This is a genomic window from Acidovorax sp. CCYZU-2555 (genome assembly GCF_018413525.1).
GTDB lineage: Bacteria > Pseudomonadota > Gammaproteobacteria > Burkholderiales > Burkholderiaceae_C > Comamonas.
In genome coordinates this window covers 1-19117 of record NZ_JAHCDD010000055.1, presented here as the reverse complement: position 1 = coordinate 19117, position 19117 = coordinate 1, and the positions used below count along the sequence as shown (strand labels likewise).

20 protein-coding genes are annotated in these 19117 nt (G+C 66.9%); 10 read left to right on the top strand and 10 right to left on the bottom strand.

What is annotated here, in order from left to right:
- The first annotated feature begins 96 nt into the window (after positions 1-96).
- Complete coding sequence (locus KHY18_RS18290) at positions 97-735, top strand: MBL fold metallo-hydrolase (protein WP_213303084.1); 639 nt, start codon at positions 97-99, stop codon at positions 733-735.
- A gap of 114 nt (positions 736-849) precedes the next feature.
- Here the strand turns inward: KHY18_RS18290 and KHY18_RS18285 are convergent, their stop codons facing one another.
- The gene (locus KHY18_RS18285) at positions 850-1743 is read right to left on the bottom strand and encodes a M48 family metallopeptidase (RefSeq protein ID WP_213303082.1); all 894 of its coding nucleotides are present in this window, start codon (positions 1741-1743) and stop codon (positions 850-852) included.
- 120 nt (positions 1744-1863) lie between these two features.
- On the opposite strand from KHY18_RS18285, the gene KHY18_RS18280 reads away from it, so the two are divergent.
- The 3 genes from KHY18_RS18280 (at position 1864) to KHY18_RS18270 (ending at position 5272) form a co-directional block, all read left to right on the top strand.
- Positions 1864-3207, top strand: a complete 1344-nt coding sequence (locus KHY18_RS18280) for an AmpG family muropeptide MFS transporter (protein ID WP_213303080.1) — start codon at positions 1864-1866, stop codon at positions 3205-3207.
- A gap of 123 nt (positions 3208-3330) precedes the next feature.
- Entirely contained in the window at positions 3331-4053 is a 723-nt protein-coding gene (locus tag KHY18_RS18275) for a response regulator (RefSeq protein ID WP_213303078.1), read from the top strand.
- A 4-nt stretch (positions 4054-4057) separates the two neighbouring features.
- Entirely contained in the window at positions 4058-5272 is a 1215-nt protein-coding gene (locus tag KHY18_RS18270) for an ATP-binding protein (protein WP_213303076.1), read from the top strand.
- Position 5273: 1 nt separating this feature from the next.
- Here KHY18_RS18270 and KHY18_RS18265 read toward each other — a convergent pair whose 3' ends face one another.
- Entirely contained in the window at positions 5274-6569 is a 1296-nt protein-coding gene (locus tag KHY18_RS18265) for an O-antigen ligase family protein (RefSeq protein WP_213303074.1), read from the bottom strand.
- 137 nt (positions 6570-6706) lie between these two features.
- Here KHY18_RS18265 and KHY18_RS18260 point away from each other — a divergent pair, with 137 nt between their 5' ends.
- Complete coding sequence (locus KHY18_RS18260; RefSeq protein ID WP_213303071.1) at positions 6707-7426, top strand: hypothetical protein; 720 nt, start codon at positions 6707-6709, stop codon at positions 7424-7426.
- Entirely contained in the window at positions 7423-8184 is a 762-nt protein-coding gene (locus KHY18_RS18255) for a glycosyltransferase family 25 protein (protein ID WP_249729219.1), read from the top strand. Before KHY18_RS18260 ends, KHY18_RS18255 begins: the two co-directional genes overlap by 4 nt.
- 116 nt (positions 8185-8300) lie before the next feature.
- On the opposite strand, the gene KHY18_RS18250 is transcribed toward KHY18_RS18255, so the two are convergent.
- The 6 genes from KHY18_RS18250 to KHY18_RS18225 all read right to left on the bottom strand — a co-directional run bounded on the left by KHY18_RS18250 (position 8301) and on the right by KHY18_RS18225 (position 13594).
- Entirely contained in the window at positions 8301-9431 is a 1131-nt protein-coding gene (locus KHY18_RS18250) for a glycosyltransferase (protein WP_213303068.1), read from the bottom strand.
- A gap of 76 nt (positions 9432-9507) precedes the next feature.
- On the bottom strand, positions 9508-9714 hold the full coding sequence (locus tag KHY18_RS18245) for a zinc-finger domain-containing protein (RefSeq protein WP_213303065.1): 207 nt from the start codon (positions 9712-9714) through the stop codon (positions 9508-9510).
- Between the two features lie 39 nt (positions 9715-9753).
- Positions 9754-10692, bottom strand: a complete 939-nt coding sequence (locus KHY18_RS18240) for a branched-chain amino acid transaminase (RefSeq protein WP_213303062.1) — start codon at positions 10690-10692, stop codon at positions 9754-9756.
- A gap of 35 nt (positions 10693-10727) precedes the next feature.
- Positions 10728-11162 (bottom strand): glycerate kinase, encoded by a 435-nt coding sequence (locus tag KHY18_RS18235; RefSeq protein ID WP_213303059.1) that lies wholly within the window; start codon positions 11160-11162, stop codon positions 10728-10730.
- Between the two features lie 209 nt (positions 11163-11371).
- Complete coding sequence (gene radA / locus KHY18_RS18230) at positions 11372-12757, bottom strand: DNA repair protein RadA (RefSeq protein WP_213303056.1); 1386 nt, start codon at positions 12755-12757, stop codon at positions 11372-11374.
- A 30-nt stretch (positions 12758-12787) separates the two neighbouring features.
- On the bottom strand, positions 12788-13594 hold the full coding sequence (locus KHY18_RS18225; RefSeq protein ID WP_213303053.1) for a siderophore-interacting protein: 807 nt from the start codon (positions 13592-13594) through the stop codon (positions 12788-12790).
- 79 nt (positions 13595-13673) lie between these two features.
- On the opposite strand from KHY18_RS18225, the gene KHY18_RS18220 reads away from it, so the two are divergent.
- Positions 13674-14105 carry a MarR family winged helix-turn-helix transcriptional regulator gene (locus KHY18_RS18220; protein WP_213303049.1) on the top strand — a complete coding sequence of 144 codons (432 nt, stop codon included), beginning with the start codon at positions 13674-13676 and terminating at the stop codon, positions 14103-14105.
- Between the two features lie 267 nt (positions 14106-14372).
- Here KHY18_RS18220 and alr read toward each other — a convergent pair whose 3' ends face one another.
- Positions 14373-15467: an alanine racemase gene (alr, locus tag KHY18_RS18215; protein WP_213303046.1), complete on the bottom strand. Its 1095-nt coding sequence runs from the start codon at positions 15465-15467 to the stop codon at positions 14373-14375.
- A 133-nt stretch (positions 15468-15600) separates the two neighbouring features.
- Here alr and lplT point away from each other — a divergent pair, with 133 nt between their 5' ends.
- The 3 genes from lplT (at position 15601) to KHY18_RS18200 (ending at position 18423) form a co-directional block, all read left to right on the top strand.
- The gene (gene lplT / locus KHY18_RS18210; protein ID WP_213303043.1) at positions 15601-16893 is read left to right on the top strand and encodes a lysophospholipid transporter LplT; all 1293 of its coding nucleotides are present in this window, start codon (positions 15601-15603) and stop codon (positions 16891-16893) included.
- A gap of 64 nt (positions 16894-16957) precedes the next feature.
- Positions 16958-17884 carry a DMT family transporter gene (locus KHY18_RS18205; protein WP_213303040.1) on the top strand — a complete coding sequence of 309 codons (927 nt, stop codon included), beginning with the start codon at positions 16958-16960 and terminating at the stop codon, positions 17882-17884.
- A 35-nt stretch (positions 17885-17919) separates the two neighbouring features.
- The gene (locus KHY18_RS18200; protein ID WP_213303037.1) at positions 17920-18423 is read left to right on the top strand and encodes a glutathione peroxidase; all 504 of its coding nucleotides are present in this window, start codon (positions 17920-17922) and stop codon (positions 18421-18423) included.
- Between the two features lie 69 nt (positions 18424-18492).
- Here the strand turns inward: KHY18_RS18200 and KHY18_RS18195 are convergent.
- Positions 18493-19117: ProQ/FINO family protein (locus KHY18_RS18195; RefSeq protein ID WP_249729216.1), on the bottom strand; the 625-nt coding region annotated here is incomplete at its 5' end.

Here is a 19117-nt window from a genome sequence, read left to right as displayed (position 1 = left end):
CGTCTGCGCGATGATGTCATCGCGGCTCGGCACCGGCTGGCCCGGGGACTTCGCGGACAATGGCGTGCAAGACCACGCTTTGCGCGCCCACACCCCATGCTTAAATACCTCACCATTCCCGTCACCGCCTTCCAGCAGAACTGCTCGCTGGTCTGGTGCAATGAAAGCCGCGACGCGGCCGTGATCGACCCCGGCGGCGATCTGCCGCGCATCCTGGCCGAAGTCGAACGCCTGGGACTGACGCTGCGCGCGATCTGGCTGACGCATGCGCATATCGACCACGCCGGCGGCGCGGGCGAACTAGCGCAGTCGCATGCGCTGCCCATCATCGGCCCGCACGCAGGCGATCAGTTCTGGATCGACGGCCTGCCGCAGCAAAGCGCGATGTTCGGCTTTCCGCCCGCGCAAAGCTTCACGCCCACGCGCTGGCTGCATGACGGCGACAGCGTGCAAATCGGCCAGGAAACGCTGCACGTGCGCCACTGCCCGGGCCATACGCCCGGCCATGTGGTGTTCCACGCGCCGCAGATCGAGCGCGTGTTCGTCGGCGATGTACTGTTCGCGGGCAGCATAGGCCGCACCGACTTTCCCCAGGGCAACCACGAGCAGCTGATCGCCAGCATCACCGAGCGCCTGTGGCCCATGGGCGGCGCAACGGTGTTCATTCCGGGCCACGGCCCCGAAAGCACGCTGGGGCGCGAGCGCTTGAGCAATCCTTACGTCGGTGGGACCTGAAGCCACACGCAGTGGGCGAACGTGGGGGCCTGGTTTCGCCGCCGGGCCGCCCCAAGGCGAAACGCGCCCCCTTGGGGGGCAGAGAGCCACACGCAGTGGGCGAACGTGGGGGCCTTATTTCCGCGCCTGACGATACAAGCCATCGACCTTGGGCACATTCCTCTGCAGTTCGCGGATACGGTCCGGGCCGCTGGGATGGGTAGAGAGGAAAGCCAGGCCGCCGCCACTGCCGCCCGTCGCCTTGCCCATCTTTTCCCACAGCGTCACGGACGCCTGCGGGTTGTAGCCCGCGCGCGCGGCGATTTCCAGGCCCACGAGGTCGGCATCGCTTTCGTCGGAGCGGCTGAACTGCAGGCTCAGCAACTGCGCGCCCATCTTGGCGGCCGCATTGCCCAGGTCGCCCAGGCCCAGCAGCTGCGCGCCCAGCGACAGGCCGATGTTGGTCGCCTGGCTCTTGGCGAGCTGCTCGCGTGAATGTTCGCGCAGCGCATGCGCCATTTCGTGGCCCATGATCATCGCGGCCTCGTCATCGGTCAGCGCAAGCTTGTCGAGAATGCCCGTGTAGAACGCGATCTTGCCGCCGGGCATGCAAAAAGCGTTGATTTCCTGGCTGCCGATCAGGTTCACTTCCCAGCGCCACGAACGTGCACGCTCGTTCCACGATGCGGCGTAGGGAATCAGGCGCTGCGCAATGACATGCAGGCGCTTGAGCTGGGGGTTGCCGGGTGGCGCGAGCGCGCCCTGGGCCTTGGCCTTGGCGAGCAGCTCCTGGTACTGCCCGGTGGCCGCCTCTTCGAGCGTCTGCGCGGGAACGAGCTGGCGCAGGCGCGAGCCGCTGCCCACGTCGACCTGGGCCAGCGCCGAGCCGCCCGCGCCCGCGAGCGCCGCCGCGCCGCCCAGGCGCAGAAAAGCCCGCCGTGCCTGCCACAGGCTCGCGCCCGGAACGCTACAGCGCAGGCAGTGGCCCGCGCTTTCAAGGGGGGAGGAGGGGAAGTCGTGGTGCTGCATGCGCAAAAGTCTAGCCGTTCTGCTGGCGCCAGCCGTCAGACAAGAGCGCAACCCGGGCCCGACACCCGGGCACAGTCGCAAAGCATGCCGATAATGGGCCCGCAGCCCGCTCTTTTAGCCATGACCCAATCCACTTCCCAAGCCGCGCCGACTTCCGTTCCCGTCCCTCCCCGCAGCTGGCGCGACACCTGGCGTGTCTACCGCGAACCCGCGAGCTGGCGCATGCTGGCCCTGGGCTTTTCGGCGGGACTGCCGCTGTTGCTGGTGCTGGGCACGCTGTCGTTCTGGCTGCGCGAAGCCGGCGTGGACCGCGCGACCATAGGCTATCTGAGCTGGGTCGGCCTGGTCTATGCGTTCAAATGGCTCTGGTCTCCGCTGGTCGATCACCTGCCGCTGCCGCTGCTCACGCGCCGGCTCGGGCGCCGGCGCAGCTGGCTGCTGCTGTCGCAGCTGATGGTGATGGCTGGCCTGATAGGCATGGCGTTCAACGACCCGCTGACCAGCCTGCAGCCCGTCGTCTGGTGCGCGCTGGCCGTGGCCTTCGGCTCGGCCACGCAGGACATCGCGCTCGATGCCTTTCGCATCGAATCGGCCGACACCGACCGCCAGGCCGCGCTCGCCGCGACTTACCAGACCGGCTACCGGTTGGCGATGATCTGGGCCGGCGCGGGCGTGCTGTGGATCGCGGCGCGCACCCAGGGCGATGCCACGGGCTATATGCACAACGCCTGGCAGGTCGCCTACTGCGCGATGGCCGCGAGCATGCTGCTGGGCGTGGTCACGGTGCTGCTGTCGCGCGAACCCGCGCCGCGGGCCTTGCCGCGCGCGCGCAATGCAGGCGAATGGCTGCGCGGCGCGCTGGTCGAGCCGTTCGCCGACTTCATCCGCCGCTACCGCTGGCAGGCCGCGCTGATCCTGGCGCTGATCGCCGTCTACCGCATCAGCGATGTGGTGATGGGCATCATGGCCAACCCTTTCTATGTCGACATGGGCTTCACCAAGGACGAGGTCGCGGCCGTGACCAAGGTCTTCGGCGTGATCATGACGCTGGCCGGCGCGTTTCTCGGCGGCGCGATGGCCATGCGCTGGGGCGTGATGCGCGTGCTGATGCTGGGCGCGCTGCTGTCGGCCGTCACCAACTTGCTGTTCGCGCTGCTGGCCACGCGCGGCCATGACCTCACGGGCCTGGTGTTCGTGGTCTCGGCCGACAATCTGGCCGGCGGCATTGCGTCGGCGGCGTTCATCGCCTACCTTTCGGCGCTGACCAACGTGCAGTACTCGGCGACGCAATACGCGCTGTTCAGCTCGATGATGCTGCTCGCGCCCAAATGGATCGCGGGCTTCTCGGGCGTCTTCGTCGACGCCCATGGCTATGCGACGTTCTTCACGGCCACGGCGCTGCTGGGCCTGCCCGTGCTGCTGCTGGTCTGGGCCGCTTCACGCGTGCCGCTGACACACGATTGACAGGAGCCGCCACGCGCGCCAGATTTACCCCATCTTTACGCTGGCGACAAGCAGCTGTGACAGCTTGGCGCCACCATTGAAGGCATGGCCCTGCCCTCTAACTCCCTTACTGCGACGGACCCCATGAGCGTGCACAACCTGCTGATGATCGAAGACGACGCCCGCCTCGCCCAGATGGTGGGCGAGTACCTGGGCCAGAACGGCCTCAGGCTCAACCACTGCGGCGATGGCCTCAGCGGCCTGGCCGCGCTGCAGGTCACCGACCTGCAGGCGCTGCCCGACCTCGTGATCCTCGACCTGATGCTGCCCGACATCGACGGCCTCGAAGTCTGCCGCCGCATCCGCGCGCTGCCCGGCCCCGCGGCGCAGACGCCGGTGCTGATGCTCACGGCCAAGGGCGATCCCATGGACCGCGTGATCGGCCTCGAGATCGGCGCCGACGACTACCTGCCCAAGCCGTTCGAGCCGCGCGAGCTGCTGGCGCGCATCCGTGCCATCCTGCGCCGCCAGGGCAAGGGCAACGCGGAAGCGACCAGCCAGGCGCTGCGCTTCGGCACGCTGGAAATCGACCGCGATGCGCGCACCGTGACCGTCGGCGGCCAGGCCAGCGAGCTGACCTCCTACCAGTTCGACCTGCTCGTGGCGCTGGCCGAGCGCGCGGGCCGCGTGCTTTCGCGCGAACAGATCATGGAAGCCGTGCGCGGCCGCGAACTCGAAGCCTTTGACCGCTCCATCGACGTGCACATGGGCCGCATCCGCGCGGCGATCGAAGTCGACCCCAAGGCCCCGAAACGCATCCTGACGGTGCGCGGCGTGGGCTATGTGTTCGCCAAGCAGCAGGACTGAAGCCATGTCGTTGCTGCGCCTCTTCTCCCGCCGGCTGTACCTGCGCATCTGGCTGGCCGTGGTCGGCGGCGTGGCGGTGCTGACGCTGCTGGTCGCCTGGGCCTGGCAGACCGCGGCGGAATTCAACGCGCAGCAGAACAGCGCCAGCGCCGCGCCGGCGCGCGAAATCGTGCTGCGCGACGGCAACGGCCAGGTGCTGGCCCAGGGCCTGGGCATACGCCGGCCCGGCGACCCGTCCGAAGGCCTGCGCTTCGATATCGCGGGTGCCGACGGCCAGAGCTTCAGCCTGCAGATGGCGCCGCGCACCCAGCGCGGCGAGCGCCCGCCGCCGCATGGCCCGGCAGCGTTCTGGCTGCGGCCTTTCGGTTTCCTGTGGATGCTGGCGCTGGTCGGCATCGCCGTGGCGCTGGGCGTGTTTCCCATCATCCGCCGGCTGCTCAAGCGACTCGAACACCTGCAGCGCAGCGTGCAGCGCTTTGGTGAAGGCGATCTGGCGACGCGCGTGCCGGTGCAGGGCAATGACGAATTGGCCGATCTCTCGCGCCAGTTCAACGCCTCGGCCGAACGCATCGAAGCGCTGATGGCTTCGCAAAAGTCGCTGCTGGCGAATGCCTCGCACGAGCTGCGCTCGCCGCTGACGCGCATCCGCATGGGCATGGAGCTGATGTCGGGCGAGCAGCCCTCGCCGGCTTCGCGCGCCGAAATCCTGCGCAACGTCAACGAGCTCGACCAGTTGGTCGACGAAATCCTGCTCGCCAGCCGGCTCGACTCGCGCGAAGTCGACGTGGGCACCGAAGAGTCGGTCGATCTGATCGGCCTGTGCGCCGAGGAATGCGCGCGCATCGACGCCGAACTGCAGTTGCAGGACCTGGCCGAACTGGAAGTGCCGGGCGTCGCCAAGCTGCTGCGCCGCGCGGTGCGCAACCTGCTGGAGAACGCGCGCCGCTACAGCCATGGCGAGATCACGCTGGAGCTGGCGCATGTGAGCGGCCAGGCCGAAATCCGCGTCGACGACCGCGGCCCGGGCGTGCCGGCCGACCAGCGCGAACGCATTTTCGAGAAGTTCTACCGCCTGCCGGGCGCGAGCGAGCGCTCGGGCGGCGTGGGCCTGGGCCTGGCACTGGTGCGCTCGATTGCCGAGCGCCACGGCGGCAGCGTGCACTGCGAAGCCCGCGAAGGCGGCGGCGCGCGCTTCGTGCTGCGCCTGCCCCGGGCCTGAATCAGCGAACGGCTGGGCGCGCCTCAGCGGGGGGCGCCTTAGCTGGGCGCGCCTCAGCGGGCGGCGCCTCGGCCGGCCGCCGGCTCCCATAAAGCGCATCCGCGCACAGCACGATCAGCAGCATCACGAAGAAATGGCTTTCGCGCGAGCTCCACAGCGAAGCGTTGATCAGGCTGTTGACGGCCAGGATCACCGCGAAGCTCAGCAGCAGGCGGCGCTGGTGGGGCTGGGCGCCGCGCGCGGCCCAGACCGGCGCGCCGATCAGCACCAGGAAAGCGAGCAGGCCCAGAATGCCGTTTTCCATCCAGAGGAACAGGTACTGGTTGTGCGGGTGCCAGCGACCGAAAGCACACCAGCCTTCGGCCGTGACCTCTTCGCACCAGGTGTCGTGGTAGCTGCCCGTGCCCCAGCCCGTGATCGGCTTCTGCTCGACCAGCGACCAGGTGTTCTTCCAGAAGTTGATGCGCCCGCCGATGCTGGTGATTTCCATGCTCTTGCTGTTGCGCGCTTCGGTGATGCCGAGCTTCACGCGCTCCTGCACTTCCGTGGAGGTCGCGACCACCGTCACCAGGCCCAGCGCCAGAATGCCCAGCGCGAGCCAGCGCTTCCAGCCCTGCGCGGCCAGCAGCAGGAAGGCGATCAGCGCCACCATCAGCAGCAGATAGCCGGTGCGGCCGCTCGACAGATGGGTGATGCTCAGCGCCGCCATCAGGGCCGCGAGCCACCAGGCGCTGCGCCGCCACCAGGCCGCGCTGGCACGCAGGCCCCGGTCCAGCGCCAGCACGACGAAGAACGTCATCATCACGTTCTGCGTGATGTAGTCGCCGATCACCGTATGGTCCTGGCCCCAGCCCAGGTTATGGGTGCGCGACCAGGGCAGGTCCCAGAAGATGTTCGCGTAGACCGAGCCGAGGATGAACAGCATCGCCAGCACGAAGGCATTCACGCAGCGCCGGCGCCAGGCGCTCTCGGCGAGCAGCGCGATGCACACCGGCACCAGCAGCAGCTTGCTGTACTTGGACAGGTGCAAAACGATGTCGTCATGGCTTGCAGGTGTGTACAGAATGCCCAGCAGCATCAACCCATAGAGCCCCAGCGCCGCCCAGACCACGGGCGCGCGCCGCACCGTGGGCCAGCGCTGCCAGATCCTGCCGCTGAGCAGCCCGAACAGCAGTGCCAGCGCCATCGCGATGTAAGCCAGCGCCATCGCCACGGGAAAAGACAGAAAGACCACCACCAGACAGACCAGGGCGGCAGATTCGGAAAGCGCCTGCATGCGGCGGGTATCAAAGGTCATAGCGAAAATACAGGGGGGAATAGAAAACGGTTTTTAATGGCGGCATTGCCACCGGCCCTGTTCGCACAAGAAAGCATTCAGTCGACCTGTACCGGGCTGCACGCATTTCAGCGGCTGTATTGAGTAACAATTTGACTATGAAAATTCCTACCGTCCATGCCATGTACTGGGATAACATTCCCGGCAGCATCCTGTCCAAGCAGCGCGAAGTCTTCGCGCACCTTGACATACCGCTGCAACAGGAGCGTGCCGATCAGCAGCCCCATGGCCTGTGGATGAACCAAGTCATCGAGCGGCTCGCACCCGATGACATCGTGGTGTTCTGCGACATCGACGCCTTCGCGTTGAACCGTGCGGCCTACCTCGCGGCCGTCCAGCACGCCGAAAACGGCGCGCTGTTCGGGCTTGCACAGTTCTCCAACCACAAGCAAGGCACGCAAGTGTATGCGGGGCCGATGTTCATGGCATTTCGCAAGAGTATGTGGATGCAACTGGGTTCTCCGACCATGCGCTCGAGCAAGCTGCACGACGCCGCCGAAGTGATGTCGGTGCTGGCGCGCGAAGCCGGCATTCCCGTGGTCATGCCGGCCGTGAGCGCCTGCCTGCTGCCCAAATGGTCGCTGGGCAACGAAGGCGTGTTCGGCATCGGCACTTTCTACGGCGAGCGCGACTTCTTTCACCTGTTCGAATCGCGCAAACCCGCGTACGAAGCCATTTTCCACGCGGTTGCTGACGACGTCCTTGCAGACCGGCCGCTGAACTTCCGCCACTATCTCGAAATCGTCGAGCAGCTGCAGGCCGCCGAAAGCGGCCAGCCGCCGCGCCGTCGCCCGTGGTGGAAACGCCTGTGGAAATGAAACCCATGGCCTACGACGCCGCCAAAATTCCGCTGCTCTTCGTCAATCTCGACCGCGATGCCGAGCGGCGCGAGCGCCTCGAAGCCGAACTCGCGCGCCTGAACCTGCCAGGCCAGCGCCTGCACGCGGTCTGGTGGGCCGAGCTGCCGGCCGCCGAGCAGGACGCGCTCTACAGCCCCGAGCTCAACCGCGACCAGTACTACAAGCCGCTGGTGAACGGCGAAAAGGGCTGCTATGCGAGCCATATCCAGGCCTGGCGGCAACTGATCGCCAGCGACGCGCCCGCGATGGTGGTGCTCGAGGACGACGTGCGCCTCGACGACCGGCTGGCCGATGGCATCGCGGCGATCGCCGCGCTCGACATCCCCTGGGACATGGTCAAGCTGCTGGGCCGCGTGCACGAGAAAGTGCGCAGCCAGCGCCCGCTGCTGCCCGATGTGGCCCTGGTCGAATACCAGCGCGTTCCCAGCATGACGGCCGGCTATGTGATCAGCCGCGCGGGCGCGGCCAAGCTGCTGGCCACGCGCGTGCCGTTTGGCCGACCGATCGACGTCGACCTGCGCTTCTGGTGGGAAAACGATTTGCGCATCCTGGGCACCGTGCCCTCGCTGCTGATCCTCGACGAGACCAGCTTCGTGAGCTCCATCTGGACCGAGAAGCCGCGTGTGCCGCTGTTGCAGAAGTTACGCAAGTTCGTGATGAAACTGGGCCTGAGCCTGGGAAATGCGCGCCATAGGCGCACGCAGTCCCGGCTGTAGCAGGGCTGCATTCGGGCTGAACCGGCGCCTATAAGACCGTCAGGCCCGAGCCATGAAACCGTTCGGGCTGAGCTGTAAAACCGTTCGGGCCGAGCTGTAAAACCGTTCGGGCTGAGCTATAAAACCGTTCGGGCTGAGCCTGTCGAAGCCCCGACCCCCGCCCCCCCATGCACGCGCCGCAGCAGCGCCTCGTAGCCCGCCTGCATCACCGACACATCGAACGCCACTTCGGCCTCGGCGCGCGCCGCCTGCGCCAGCGCCTGGGCGTAGTCGGGCTGTGCGAGCAGCGTCCTGAGCGCCCGGGCCAGCGCCGGCGCATCGCCTTCGGGCACCAGCAGCCCGGTGCGGCCCGCATCAATGACTTCGCGCACGCCGACCACATCGCTGCCTATGCAGGCACAGCCCGCGGCCATGGCTTCGGTCAGCGCCAGCGGCATGCCTTCGTAGTGGGTGGAAAGAACGAACAACTGCTGCTGCATGAGAAACTGCGGCAGCTGCGCCACCTGGCCCATGAACTCCACCTGCGCGCCCAGCCCCAGCTTGGCGACCAGCGCCTGGGCCTGATCGCGCAGCCGCGCCTTGCCGCCGCCGGCCAGGTAAAGCCGCGGGCGCAAGCCCTGCTCGCCGAGCAGCGCCAGCGCTTCGATCAATGTCGCATGGTCCTTCTGGCGCGCGAAGCGCGAGGCCATGACGATGGCCGGCGCGCGCTGCGCCCAGGGCTGGAGCTGGTCGGCGGGAAAGCGCGCCAGATCGATGCCGTTGGGAATCGCGACGCAGCGTTCGCGCGCAAAGCCCAGCTCGAGCAACCGGTCGCGCACGCCGCGCGACACGCCCACGCTGGCCGCGCTGCGCCGGTCCAGCCACAGCGCCTGCTTGAGGCGCCACCCGGTGTAGCGCTCGCGCGAGTTGTGCTCCACGTGCACCAGTTGCGGCACGCCGGCCAGCAGGCCCGCATAGCGGCCCCACAGATGGTCGCTGAAACCATGGGCCACGAGAATGTCGGGCTTCCACTCGAGCGCAATCTTGCGCAGCGCCCAGATGGTCGCCGCATGCGACCAGCCGGGAACGACGCGAACGTCCAGCCCCTGGTCGCGCAGCGCCTGCACGCGCGCCGCGTCGGTATTGCGCTTGCGGCGCAGCACCAGCAGCACCGGCATCGACTGGCTGCGCTGCGCGGCCAGACACAGATCGACCGCGACCTGGGTCGCGCCGGAAAACCCACCGGTCACAAAATGCAGTACGCGCACGGCGTGGTCCTTCAAAAAAAGCCGAGGTGACAAAAAGGGGCCCGAGGCCCCTTTTGCTACCGTTCAACGGAGAAAGTCAGTGGCCATGGCCCACGACTTCACCCGCCTTCAGGCGGTACACGGTGCCGCAGTATGGGCACTTGGCTTCGCCGGTGTGAGCGATGTCCAGGTAGACCTTGGGGTGGCTGTTCCACAGCTTCATGTCAGCGCGCGGGCTGGGGCAGTACACGCCGCCATAACTATTGAGTTCTTTGGCGGCCAGTTCTACGACGGCTTGGGTCATTTGTATTCTCTTGTCTCGGGGGGCTGGGAAAAAAACCGCTTACACCAGCGTGAGCCAGTGCGCGTACTTGGGGTTGCGACCGTTGACGATGTCAAAGAAGGCCGCCTGGATTTTCTGCGTGATCGGGCCGCGGCTGCCCGCGCCGATGGCGATGCGGTCGAGTTCGCGGATGGGCGTGACTTCGGCGGCGGTGCCGGTGAAGAAAGCTTCGTCGCTGATGTAGACCTCGTCGCGCGTGATGCGGCGCTGCTGCACTTCAAGGCCCAGGTCCTGGCAGATCGCGAACACGGTGTTGCGCGTGATGCCGTTGAGCGCGCCGGCCGACAGGTCGGGCGTGACGACCACGCCGTCCTTGACGATGAAGATGTTCTCGCCCGAGCCTTCGGACACGAAGCCTGCGGCGTCGAGCAGCAGCGCTTCGTCGTAGCCGTCGTCGAGGGCTTCGGTGTTGGCCAGGATGGAGTTGGTGTAATTGCTCACCGCCTTGGCCTGGCTCATGGTGATGTTCACATGGTGGCGCGTGTAGCTGCTGGTCTTGACGCGGATGCCGCGCGCCATGCCCTCTTCGCCGAGGTAGGCGCCCCAGGCCCAGGCCGCGACCATCAGGTGGATGTCGTTGCCCTTGGGCGAAACGCCCAGCTTCTTGTCGCCAATCCAGGTCAGCGGACGCAGATAGCACGAGGCGAGCTTGTTGGCGCGCACCACCTCGACCTGCGCCTGGTTCACCTGCTCCTGCGTGAACGGGATGTTCATGCGCAGGATCTTGGCGCTGTTGAACAGCCGCTTGGTGTGGTCTTCGAGGCGGAAAATGGCCGTGCCTTTCTCCGTCTCATAGGCGCGCACGCCCTCGAATGCGCCGCAACCGTAATGCAGCGTATGCGTCAGCACATGGACCTTGGCGTCGCGCCATTCGACCAATTGGCCGTCCATCCAGATTTTGCCGTCACGGTCGGCCATCGAGGGAACTGCGGAGCTCATGGAAATCCTTTGTGCAAGATCGCAAAAAGGAGATTCTACGGCGTGGGCGTATGTTCGATCGCGGGTGCGGGGGCATCGTCCTGCGGGGGACGATACATCTGCCAGGACACGAGGCGGCCATGGTTGAACGTGCAGTCCACATAGGAGTTCGAGCCGTCGGTCCAGCGGAAGATTTCGGGCTGCTCGCCTTGCGGGCTCTGCTGCTTGCCCAGCGAACGTGTCATGGCCACGACATGCATCATGTTGACGCCGGTACGCAGCTTGGCATTGAGCATGACGGCGCTGGCGACATAGCCTATGGGCATGTTCGAAGCCTTGCGCACCACGGCCATCAGCCGGTTGAAGTGCAGCAGCAACCACATGACGATACCGCCGCCGACGCCGGCCACGCCCAGCCAGCCATAAGTTGTAAAGGCAGCGTACAACAGCACTGCCAGTCCCACCGGGACCCAGATCTTGCGAAAATTCATGGCAGCAATTGTCTTATGGACACCGGACTTTGGGGTTGTGGTGAGTGCGTATAACCCTTCCGGACCCCGACTTCAGCAGAACTTTGCCATTGTGCGCAGTCCATGACATCGGCGTGACGCAGCTCAGGGGCACCGAGCAAGGGCCGCCCCGCAGCGACGGTGCCGTCCCCCTGGGGGGAAGCCGCGTCAGCGGCTCAGGGGGGGGTGGTTCAACTGATGCCACGCACGATGTTCATGGCTTCGTCCACGCGCTCCACGGCGTGGATGGTCAGGCCGGGAATGGCCTTTTTCGGCGCATTCGCCTTGGGCACGACGGCCATGGTGAAGCCCAGCTTCGCGGCTTCCTTGAGCCGTTCCTGGCCGCGCGGCGCGGGCCGCACTTCGCCGGCCAGGCCGACTTCGCCGAACGCGAAGAAACCGCGCGGCAGCGCCTTGCCGCGCAAACTGGAAGTGATCGCCAACATCACCGCCAAATCCGCCGCGGGCTCGTTGATGCGCACGCCGCCGACCGCGTTGACGAACACATCCTGGTCGGCGCAGGCCACGCCCGCATGGCGGTTGAGCACCGCGAGCAGCATCGCCATGCGGTCCTTGTCCAGGCCCACCGACAGCCGGCGCGGGCTGGGTCCGCCCTGGTCGACCAGCGCCTGGATCTCGACCAGCATGGGCCGCGTGCCTTCGAGCGTGACCAGCACGCAGCTGCCGGGCACGGGCTCGGAATGCTGGCTCAGGAAGATCGCGCTGGGGTTGGTCACGCCCTTGAGGCCCTTCTCGGTCATGGCGAACACGCCGATCTCGTTCACCGCGCCAAAGCGGTTCTTGATCGCACGCACCAGCCGGAAGTTGCTGTGCGTATCGCCTTCGAAGTACAGCACGGTGTCGACCATGTGTTCGAGCACGCGCGGGCCGGCGAGCGCGCCTTCCTTGGTCACATGGCCGATCAGCACCACGCAGATGCCCGTGGTCTTGGCGGCGCGCGTCAGATGCGCCGCGCATTCGCGCACCTGGGCGACCGAGCCCGGCGCGGACGACAGCTGGTCGGAATAGACGGTCTGGATGGAGTCGATCACCACCACCATCGGCTGGTTGGCCTCGAGCGTGGCGAGAATCTTCTCGAGCTGGATCTCGGCCAGCACCTGCACCTGGCTGTTGTCCAGGCCCAGGCGGCGCGAGCGCAGCGCGATCTGCGCGCCGCTTTCCTCGCCCGTGACATACAGAGTAGGCAGGCCCTTGCGGTGCAGCGCATCGAGCGCCTGCAGCAGCAGCGTCGACTTGCCGATTCCCGGGTCGCCGCCGATCAGCACCACGCCGCCTTCTACGATGCCGCCGCCGAGCACGCGGTCGAGTTCGTCGATGCCGCTGGGCGTGCGCGCCACATCGGTGGCTTCGATCGCCGACAGCGGCGTGACGGGCTGGGCATTGGCCAAGCCCGCATAGCCCTGGGGCGCGCTCAGGCGGTTCTTGCCGCCGCTGGCCGATTCGGCCACCGATTCGATCAGCGAATTCCAGGCCCCGCAGGACGGGCACTTGCCCAGCCAGCGCGGGCTGGTCGCGCCGCAGGCGTTGCAGACATATTGGGTTTTCTCTTTGGCCATGGGGCAAGCATATCGCCCCGGCGCCGGCCCTTACCCTTCGTTGAGTTCTGCGTGGTGGGCGATCTCGCCGCGCTTCCAGTAAGCGGCAATGCGCATGCGCTTGGCATCGACGCCGGGCTTGGCCAGCACGATGCGGCGCAGCGCGGCCATGTCGTTGTGCTCGCCCGCGGCCCAGATGAAGCCGTCGCCCGCAGGCAGCGCCAGCTGCTCGGCCGCGGCCGTGAGCGAGTCCACCCATTGCAGGTCGAGCTGGGCGACGCTGGAAAGCGGGCGCTGGTCGCGCGCGTCGGCCACGCAGATACGCACCACGGCCTTGGCCGTTGCGGGCAGTTCGGCCAGGCGGCGCTCGATCGCGGGCAGCGCGCTTTCATCACCCAGCAGCCAGTGCCATTCGAACTCCTTGGGCACCAGCAGGCTGCCGCGCGGGCCGGCCACGCCGACCCACTGGCCCAGCGGCGCGTTGACCGCCCAGTCAGCGGCCGGGCCGGTGTTGTGCAGCGCGAATTCGAGCACCAGCTCGTTGCGCTGCGCGTCCCAGCTGACGGGCGTGTAGTCACGCGTCGTCGGGCGCTCGCCTTCGAAGCTGGGGCGGCCGTCGACGATGGCCGGCAGATTGGGGCGCTCCAGGCCTTGCTGGGGCAGGATGAATTTCAGGTGGTCGTCAAAGCCGGTGCTGACGAAGCCGGCCAGCTGCGGGCCGCCCAGCGTCACGCGCACAAAACCGGGGCTGACGATTTCGCGCGCCAGCAGTTGCAGATGGCGCGAAGCAAACGGGTGGCGCTGGCGTTCGATGCGCAGCGTTTCGGTCACAGGGGTGTCGCAAGCAGTGGTAGTCATGCAGGCCTTTGGCGTAAAATGTTGATTTAGTCAACGAAATATCTGCCATCTCGTTGATTTTGTCAACTATAAATTCACGATGACTGCCAAAAACCCTGCGGACGTGTTCGACGCCATGCATGACCTGATGCATGCCTACCGCCATCGCATGCGCGCCGCGCTGCAGACCGAACTCACGCCCAATGAGATGCGCGCGCTGCTGTTCGTCGGCCGCCATCCGATGCGCACGCAGAAGGATCTGGTCGAGCACAGCGGCACCGACAAGGCCCAGATCGCGCGCATGCTCAACATGCTGGAAGAAAAAGGCTGGCTCGAGCGCGTGCCCCATGCCAATGACGCGCGCAGTCGCTGCCTGCGCCTGAGCCCCGCGGGCCAGGCGGTGTTCGAAGGCATGGGCGAGCGCCGCCGCGGCATCACCGCGCAGATGCTGGACGGTTTTTCGCCCGACGAGCAGCAGGTGCTGCAGGGCTTGCTGGCGCGGATGCTGGGGAATCTCGACCAGGCAGGGTGAGGCAGGCTCTCAAGCAACAGCTTTCTCATCACCTAAATCAAGGACTTAGAAATTGACCGATTTAGGGAGACGGTAGCAAAACCGTGACCCGTTCGTGGTGAGCCTGTCGAACCACGAACGGCCCGTCCTCATGGCTTGAGCGCAGGCCGTTCATCCTTCGACAGGCTCAGGACGAACGGATTTTTAATGCCCGCTGTTTCTTTTGAACGCCTTGCGAGACCTCGGCCTGCTTGCCCGTTCAAGACAAACGGGGGTGGAGGCCCGCCCTCAATCAACGATAACCGTCACCCGAGGCGCGACCGCGCACATCAGCTCATACCCCAGCGTGCCGCCCGCGCGCGCGACTTCGTCGATCGACAGGCGCTCGCCGGTCGACGCCCGGCCCCACAGCGTGACTTCGCTGCCCATGCCCGCGCCTTCGACCGGCGTCAGGTCTACGTTGAGCATGTCCATGCTGACCCGGCCCAGCACGCGCGTGCGCTGGCCGTTGACCAGCACCGGCGTGCCTGTTTCGCAGGAGCGCGGGTAGCCGTCGGCATAGCCGCAGGCGACCACGCCTATGGTCATGGGCCCTTGGGCCGTAAACGTCGAGCCATAGCCCAGCGTGTCGCCGGCCTGCAGATGCTGCACGCCGATCACGCGCGTCGAGAGCGTCATCGCGGGCTCCAGCGCCCAGTCCCGGTCGGTGTGCAGCGGGTAGTCGGGCGCGCTGCCATAGAGCACGATGCCCGGGCGCACCCAGTCGCAGCGCACTTGCGCGTCCGCGGCCAGCGCCAGCGTCGCGGCGCTGTTGCACAGGCTGCGCTCGCCGGGCAGGTCGCGCGTGGCTTCGTGGAACACGCTCAGCTGGTGGCCCACGCCGCGCGGGCCGTCGGCATCGCTGAAATGGCTGATGAACGAAATCTCATCGACCTGGGGCAGCGCATTGAGCCGCGCCCAGGCCGAGCGGTAGCGCGCGGCGGGAAAGCCCAGGCGATTCATGCCCGAGTTCATCTTCAGGAACACGCGGTGACCGACCTGGGTCTTGTGCGCGGCCAGCCAGTCGATCTGCTCGTCGCAATGCACCACATGCCACAGGCCCAGGCGCGAACACAGTTCGAGGTCGCGTGGCTCGAACACGCCTTCGAGCAACAGGATGGGCCCGCGCCAGCCCAGCTGGCGCACGCGTTCGGCCTCGGCCAGGTCGAGCAGGGCGAAGCCGTCTGCGCCGCGCAAGGCGTCAAAAGCGCGCTCGATGCCGTGGCCGTAGGCATTGGCTTTGACGACCGCCCACAATTTGGCATCCGGCACGGCTTGGCGCACGCGCTCGAGGTTGTGGCGCAGGGCGCCGGAATGGATGGTGGCAAGGATGGGACGCGGCATGGTTCAGAAGCAATCAGGGAGAGGGAATTCTGGCACTCCTGAGCGAAAGCTGCGTGTTATAACCAACCGTTACTGCGTTTGAGTCCACCAATATCCCGGCAAAGGCTTTGCTGATGTCCTTTCCAGCCATTCAATGAAGCGCGGTTTTTACACCATCATGTCGGCGCAGTTTTTCAGCTCGCTGGCCGACAATGCCTTGTTCGTTGCCGCCGTGGAGCTGTTGCGCACCGGCGGCGCACCCGAGTGGCAGCGTGCCGCGCTGGTGCCGATGTTCGCGTTGTTCTACGTGATCCTCGCGCCGTTTGTCGGTGCGTTCGCCGACGCCCTGCCCAAGGGCCGCGTCATGTTCTTCAGCAACGCGATCAAGGTCGTGGGCTGTCTGATGATGCTGTTCGGGCACCATCCGCTGATGGCCTATGCGGTCGTCGGCCTGGGTGCGGCCGCCTATTCGCCCGCCAAATACGGCATCCTGACCGAACTGCTGCCCGCGTCGCAGCTGGTCAAGGCCAATGGCTGGATCGAAGGCCTGACCATCACTTCCATCATCCTGGGCGTGCTGCTGGGCGGCCAGCTGGTCGGCCCGGTGCTGTCGGGCTATCTGCTGAGCCTGAACCTGCCCGGCGTGCAGAATGCGGCCGAAGCATCGATTGCCGCGCTGGTGCTGATCTATGTGCTTGCCGCCTGGATCAACACCCGCATTCCGCACACCGGCGTGGCCATGCGTCCGCTGCGCCAGGACCCGAGCAAAAGCCTGCTGAGCAATACGCTGGCGCTGCTGCCCGACTTCTGGAACTGCAGCCAGCGCCTGTGGACCGACAAGCTCGGCCAGATCTCGCTGTCGACCACCACGCTGTTCTGGGGCGTCTCGGGCAACCTGCGCTACATCGTGCTCGCCTGGAGCGCCGCGGCGCTGGGCTACAGCACCACGCAGGCCTCGTCGCTGGTCGGCGTGGTCGCCATTGGCACGGCCGTGGGCGCGGTCGCCGCCTCCACCTACATGAAGCTCGAGACCGCGACGCGCGTGATCCCTCTGGGCATCGCCATGGGCGTGCTGGTGATCTGCATGAACTTCATCGACACCATCTGGATCGCCGTGCCTTTCCTGATCCTGCTGGGTGGGCTGGGCGGCTTCCTGGTCGTGCCGATGAACGCGCTGCTGCAGCACCGCGGCCACAACCTGATGGGCGCGGGCCGCTCCATCGCCGTGCAGAACTTCAACGAACAGGCCTGCATTCTGCTGCTGGGCGCGTTCTACAGCCTGTCGACCAAGCTGGGCCTGTCGGCCTTCGGCGCGATCACGCTGTTCGGCGTGGCCGTCGCCGGCATCATGTGGTGCATTGGCCGCTGGCATGCCTACAACTGCCGCCACTATCCGCGCGAAGTCGTTCGCCTGCGCAAGATCGCCCGCCAGGACGACAGCCACTGAGTCTCCTCCCTCGGCCAGCGCCCGCCCCCCCGGCGGGCGCGGGCCGTTTCCACGTCTGCTTCCCATGCGCTCTCCCCTGCCCGTCCTGGCCCTGTTGCTCAACGCCCTCATCTGGGGCCTGTCCTGGTGGCCGCTGCGCCAGCTGCATGCGGCCGGCCTGCACCCGCTGTGGGCCACGGCGCTGATGTATGGCGCGGCGCTGGTCTGCCTGCTGCTGCTGCGCCCCGGAAGCTGGCGCAGCGCGCTGGCCCACCCGGTGCTGCTGCTGCTGGCGCTGAGCTCGGGGCTGACCAATGTCGCGTTCAACTGGGCCGTGACCGTGGGCGACGTGGTGCGCGTGATCCTGCTGTTCTATCTGATGCCCGCCTGGGCCGTGCTGCTGGCCTGGAAGCTGCTGGGCGAGCGGCCCACGCCCATGGCCTTGGTGCGGCTGGTGCTGGCGTTTTCAGGCGTGGTGCTGGTGCTGCTGCCCGCCGAAGGCGCGGGCCGCGGTCTGTTCACGGGCCTCTCGCTGGCCGACGGCCTGGCGGTGCTCGGCGGCTTCATGTTCGCGCTGACCAACGTCAATCTGCGCCGCATGCACGCGCTGCCGGGCCAGGCGCGAATGCTGGCGATGTTCGCCGGCTGTGCGTTCATGGGCTTGGCGGCCGCGGCCCTGGCCTGGACGCTGGGCCTGGCGCCCGGTCTGCCCGCGCCTGCTGCGCCCTGGCTGCTGATCGCCGCGGTGATGGCGGCGCTGATGCTGCTGAGCAACTGGGCGCTGCAATATGGCGCGACCCGGCTGCCGGCAAGCGTCACTTCGGTGGTGATGCTGTCCGAAGTGCTGTTCGCCAGCGTCTCCGCGGTCTGGCTGGCCTCGGCCGAGCTGCCCGCGCGCACGCTGGCCGGCGGCGCGCTGATCCTGCTCGCCGCGCTGCTGGCCGCGACAGCGCGCGCCCGCGCACCAGGCCAGCGCATTGCCGCACAGGCGCAGGCCGGCCACCAGGGTTAAGCTGGCGGTCTGTGCCGCATTGCAAAGGAAGCCCCATGGCCGATACCCAAGCCACCTCTATCAACGACTTCAGCGCCACCGACATCCAGGGCCGGGAAGTCCCGCTGTCAACCTATCAAGGCCGGGTGCTGCTGATCGTCAACACCGCCAGCGCCTGCGGCTTCACGCCGCAGTACGCGGGCCTGCAGGCACTGCATGCGCAGTACGCGGATCAGGGCCTGACGGTGCTGGGCTTTCCCTGCAACCAGTTCGGCCATCAGGAACAAGGCAGCGCCGATGAAATCGCAACCTTTTGCGAACGCAATTTCGGCGTGCAGTTTCCGCTGATGGACAAGATCGAAGTCAATGGCGCCGGCGCCCACCCGTTGTACCGCTGGCTCGAGGCGCAGGCGCCGGGGCTGATGGGCAGCAAGGCCATCAAATGGAATTTCACCAAGTTCCTGATCGGCCGCGACGGCCAGGTGCTGCAGCGCTATGCACCCCAGGATGCGCCCGCCAAGCTGGCCAAAGACATCGAAGCGGCACTGAACGCCGCATGAAAAAAGCCCTGGACGCGGGCGCGCACAGGGCTTGATGCGAAAGACGGCGGCCTTTCGGCCGCGCGTCGATCAGGCGGCGTCGGCCGAAGGCTCGGCGGCTGCAGCAGCTTCGGCAGCGGCGGCTTCGGCCGCCGCGGCAGTCTCCGCCACCAGCGCCTTGCGGCGGCGCGCGCGCTCGACAGTTTGGGCGACCGTGCGTGCAACCATGCCGTACATGTCGGCAAACGCTTCGATGTCCTGGCCGCTGGCCTCGAAGGCGCGCAGCAGGGCTTCGTCCTTGGCGGCGCGCTCGGAGGCTTGTGCCAGCGCCTGGTCGACCAGGGCGTTGGTCGCGTCATCGCGGGTCTGCACGCGTTCGGCATAGGCTTCGCGGCTCAGGCCGGACGCTTCGAACGCCTGGATGATGCGGTTGACCAGTTTGGGGCGCAGGTCTTCGTTGGAACGCTGCTGACGGCGGCGGAACACTTCGAGCAGCGCGTGGTGCACATGCTCGGGCGCCATCGCTTCGACGGCCTGACCTTGCAGGTCATGGCGCGGCTGGCCCGCGGCCACGGCCGTGAGGTAGCGCGACGAACGCGTGTGGATGGACAGCGCGACCTTGAGGCCGTCGCGGTCGAACGCTTCGGGCTGGGCTTCGAGCAGGTCCTGGAAAATGCCGCGCTTCATCGGCTGGGGCGTTTCGCCGAACAGCTGG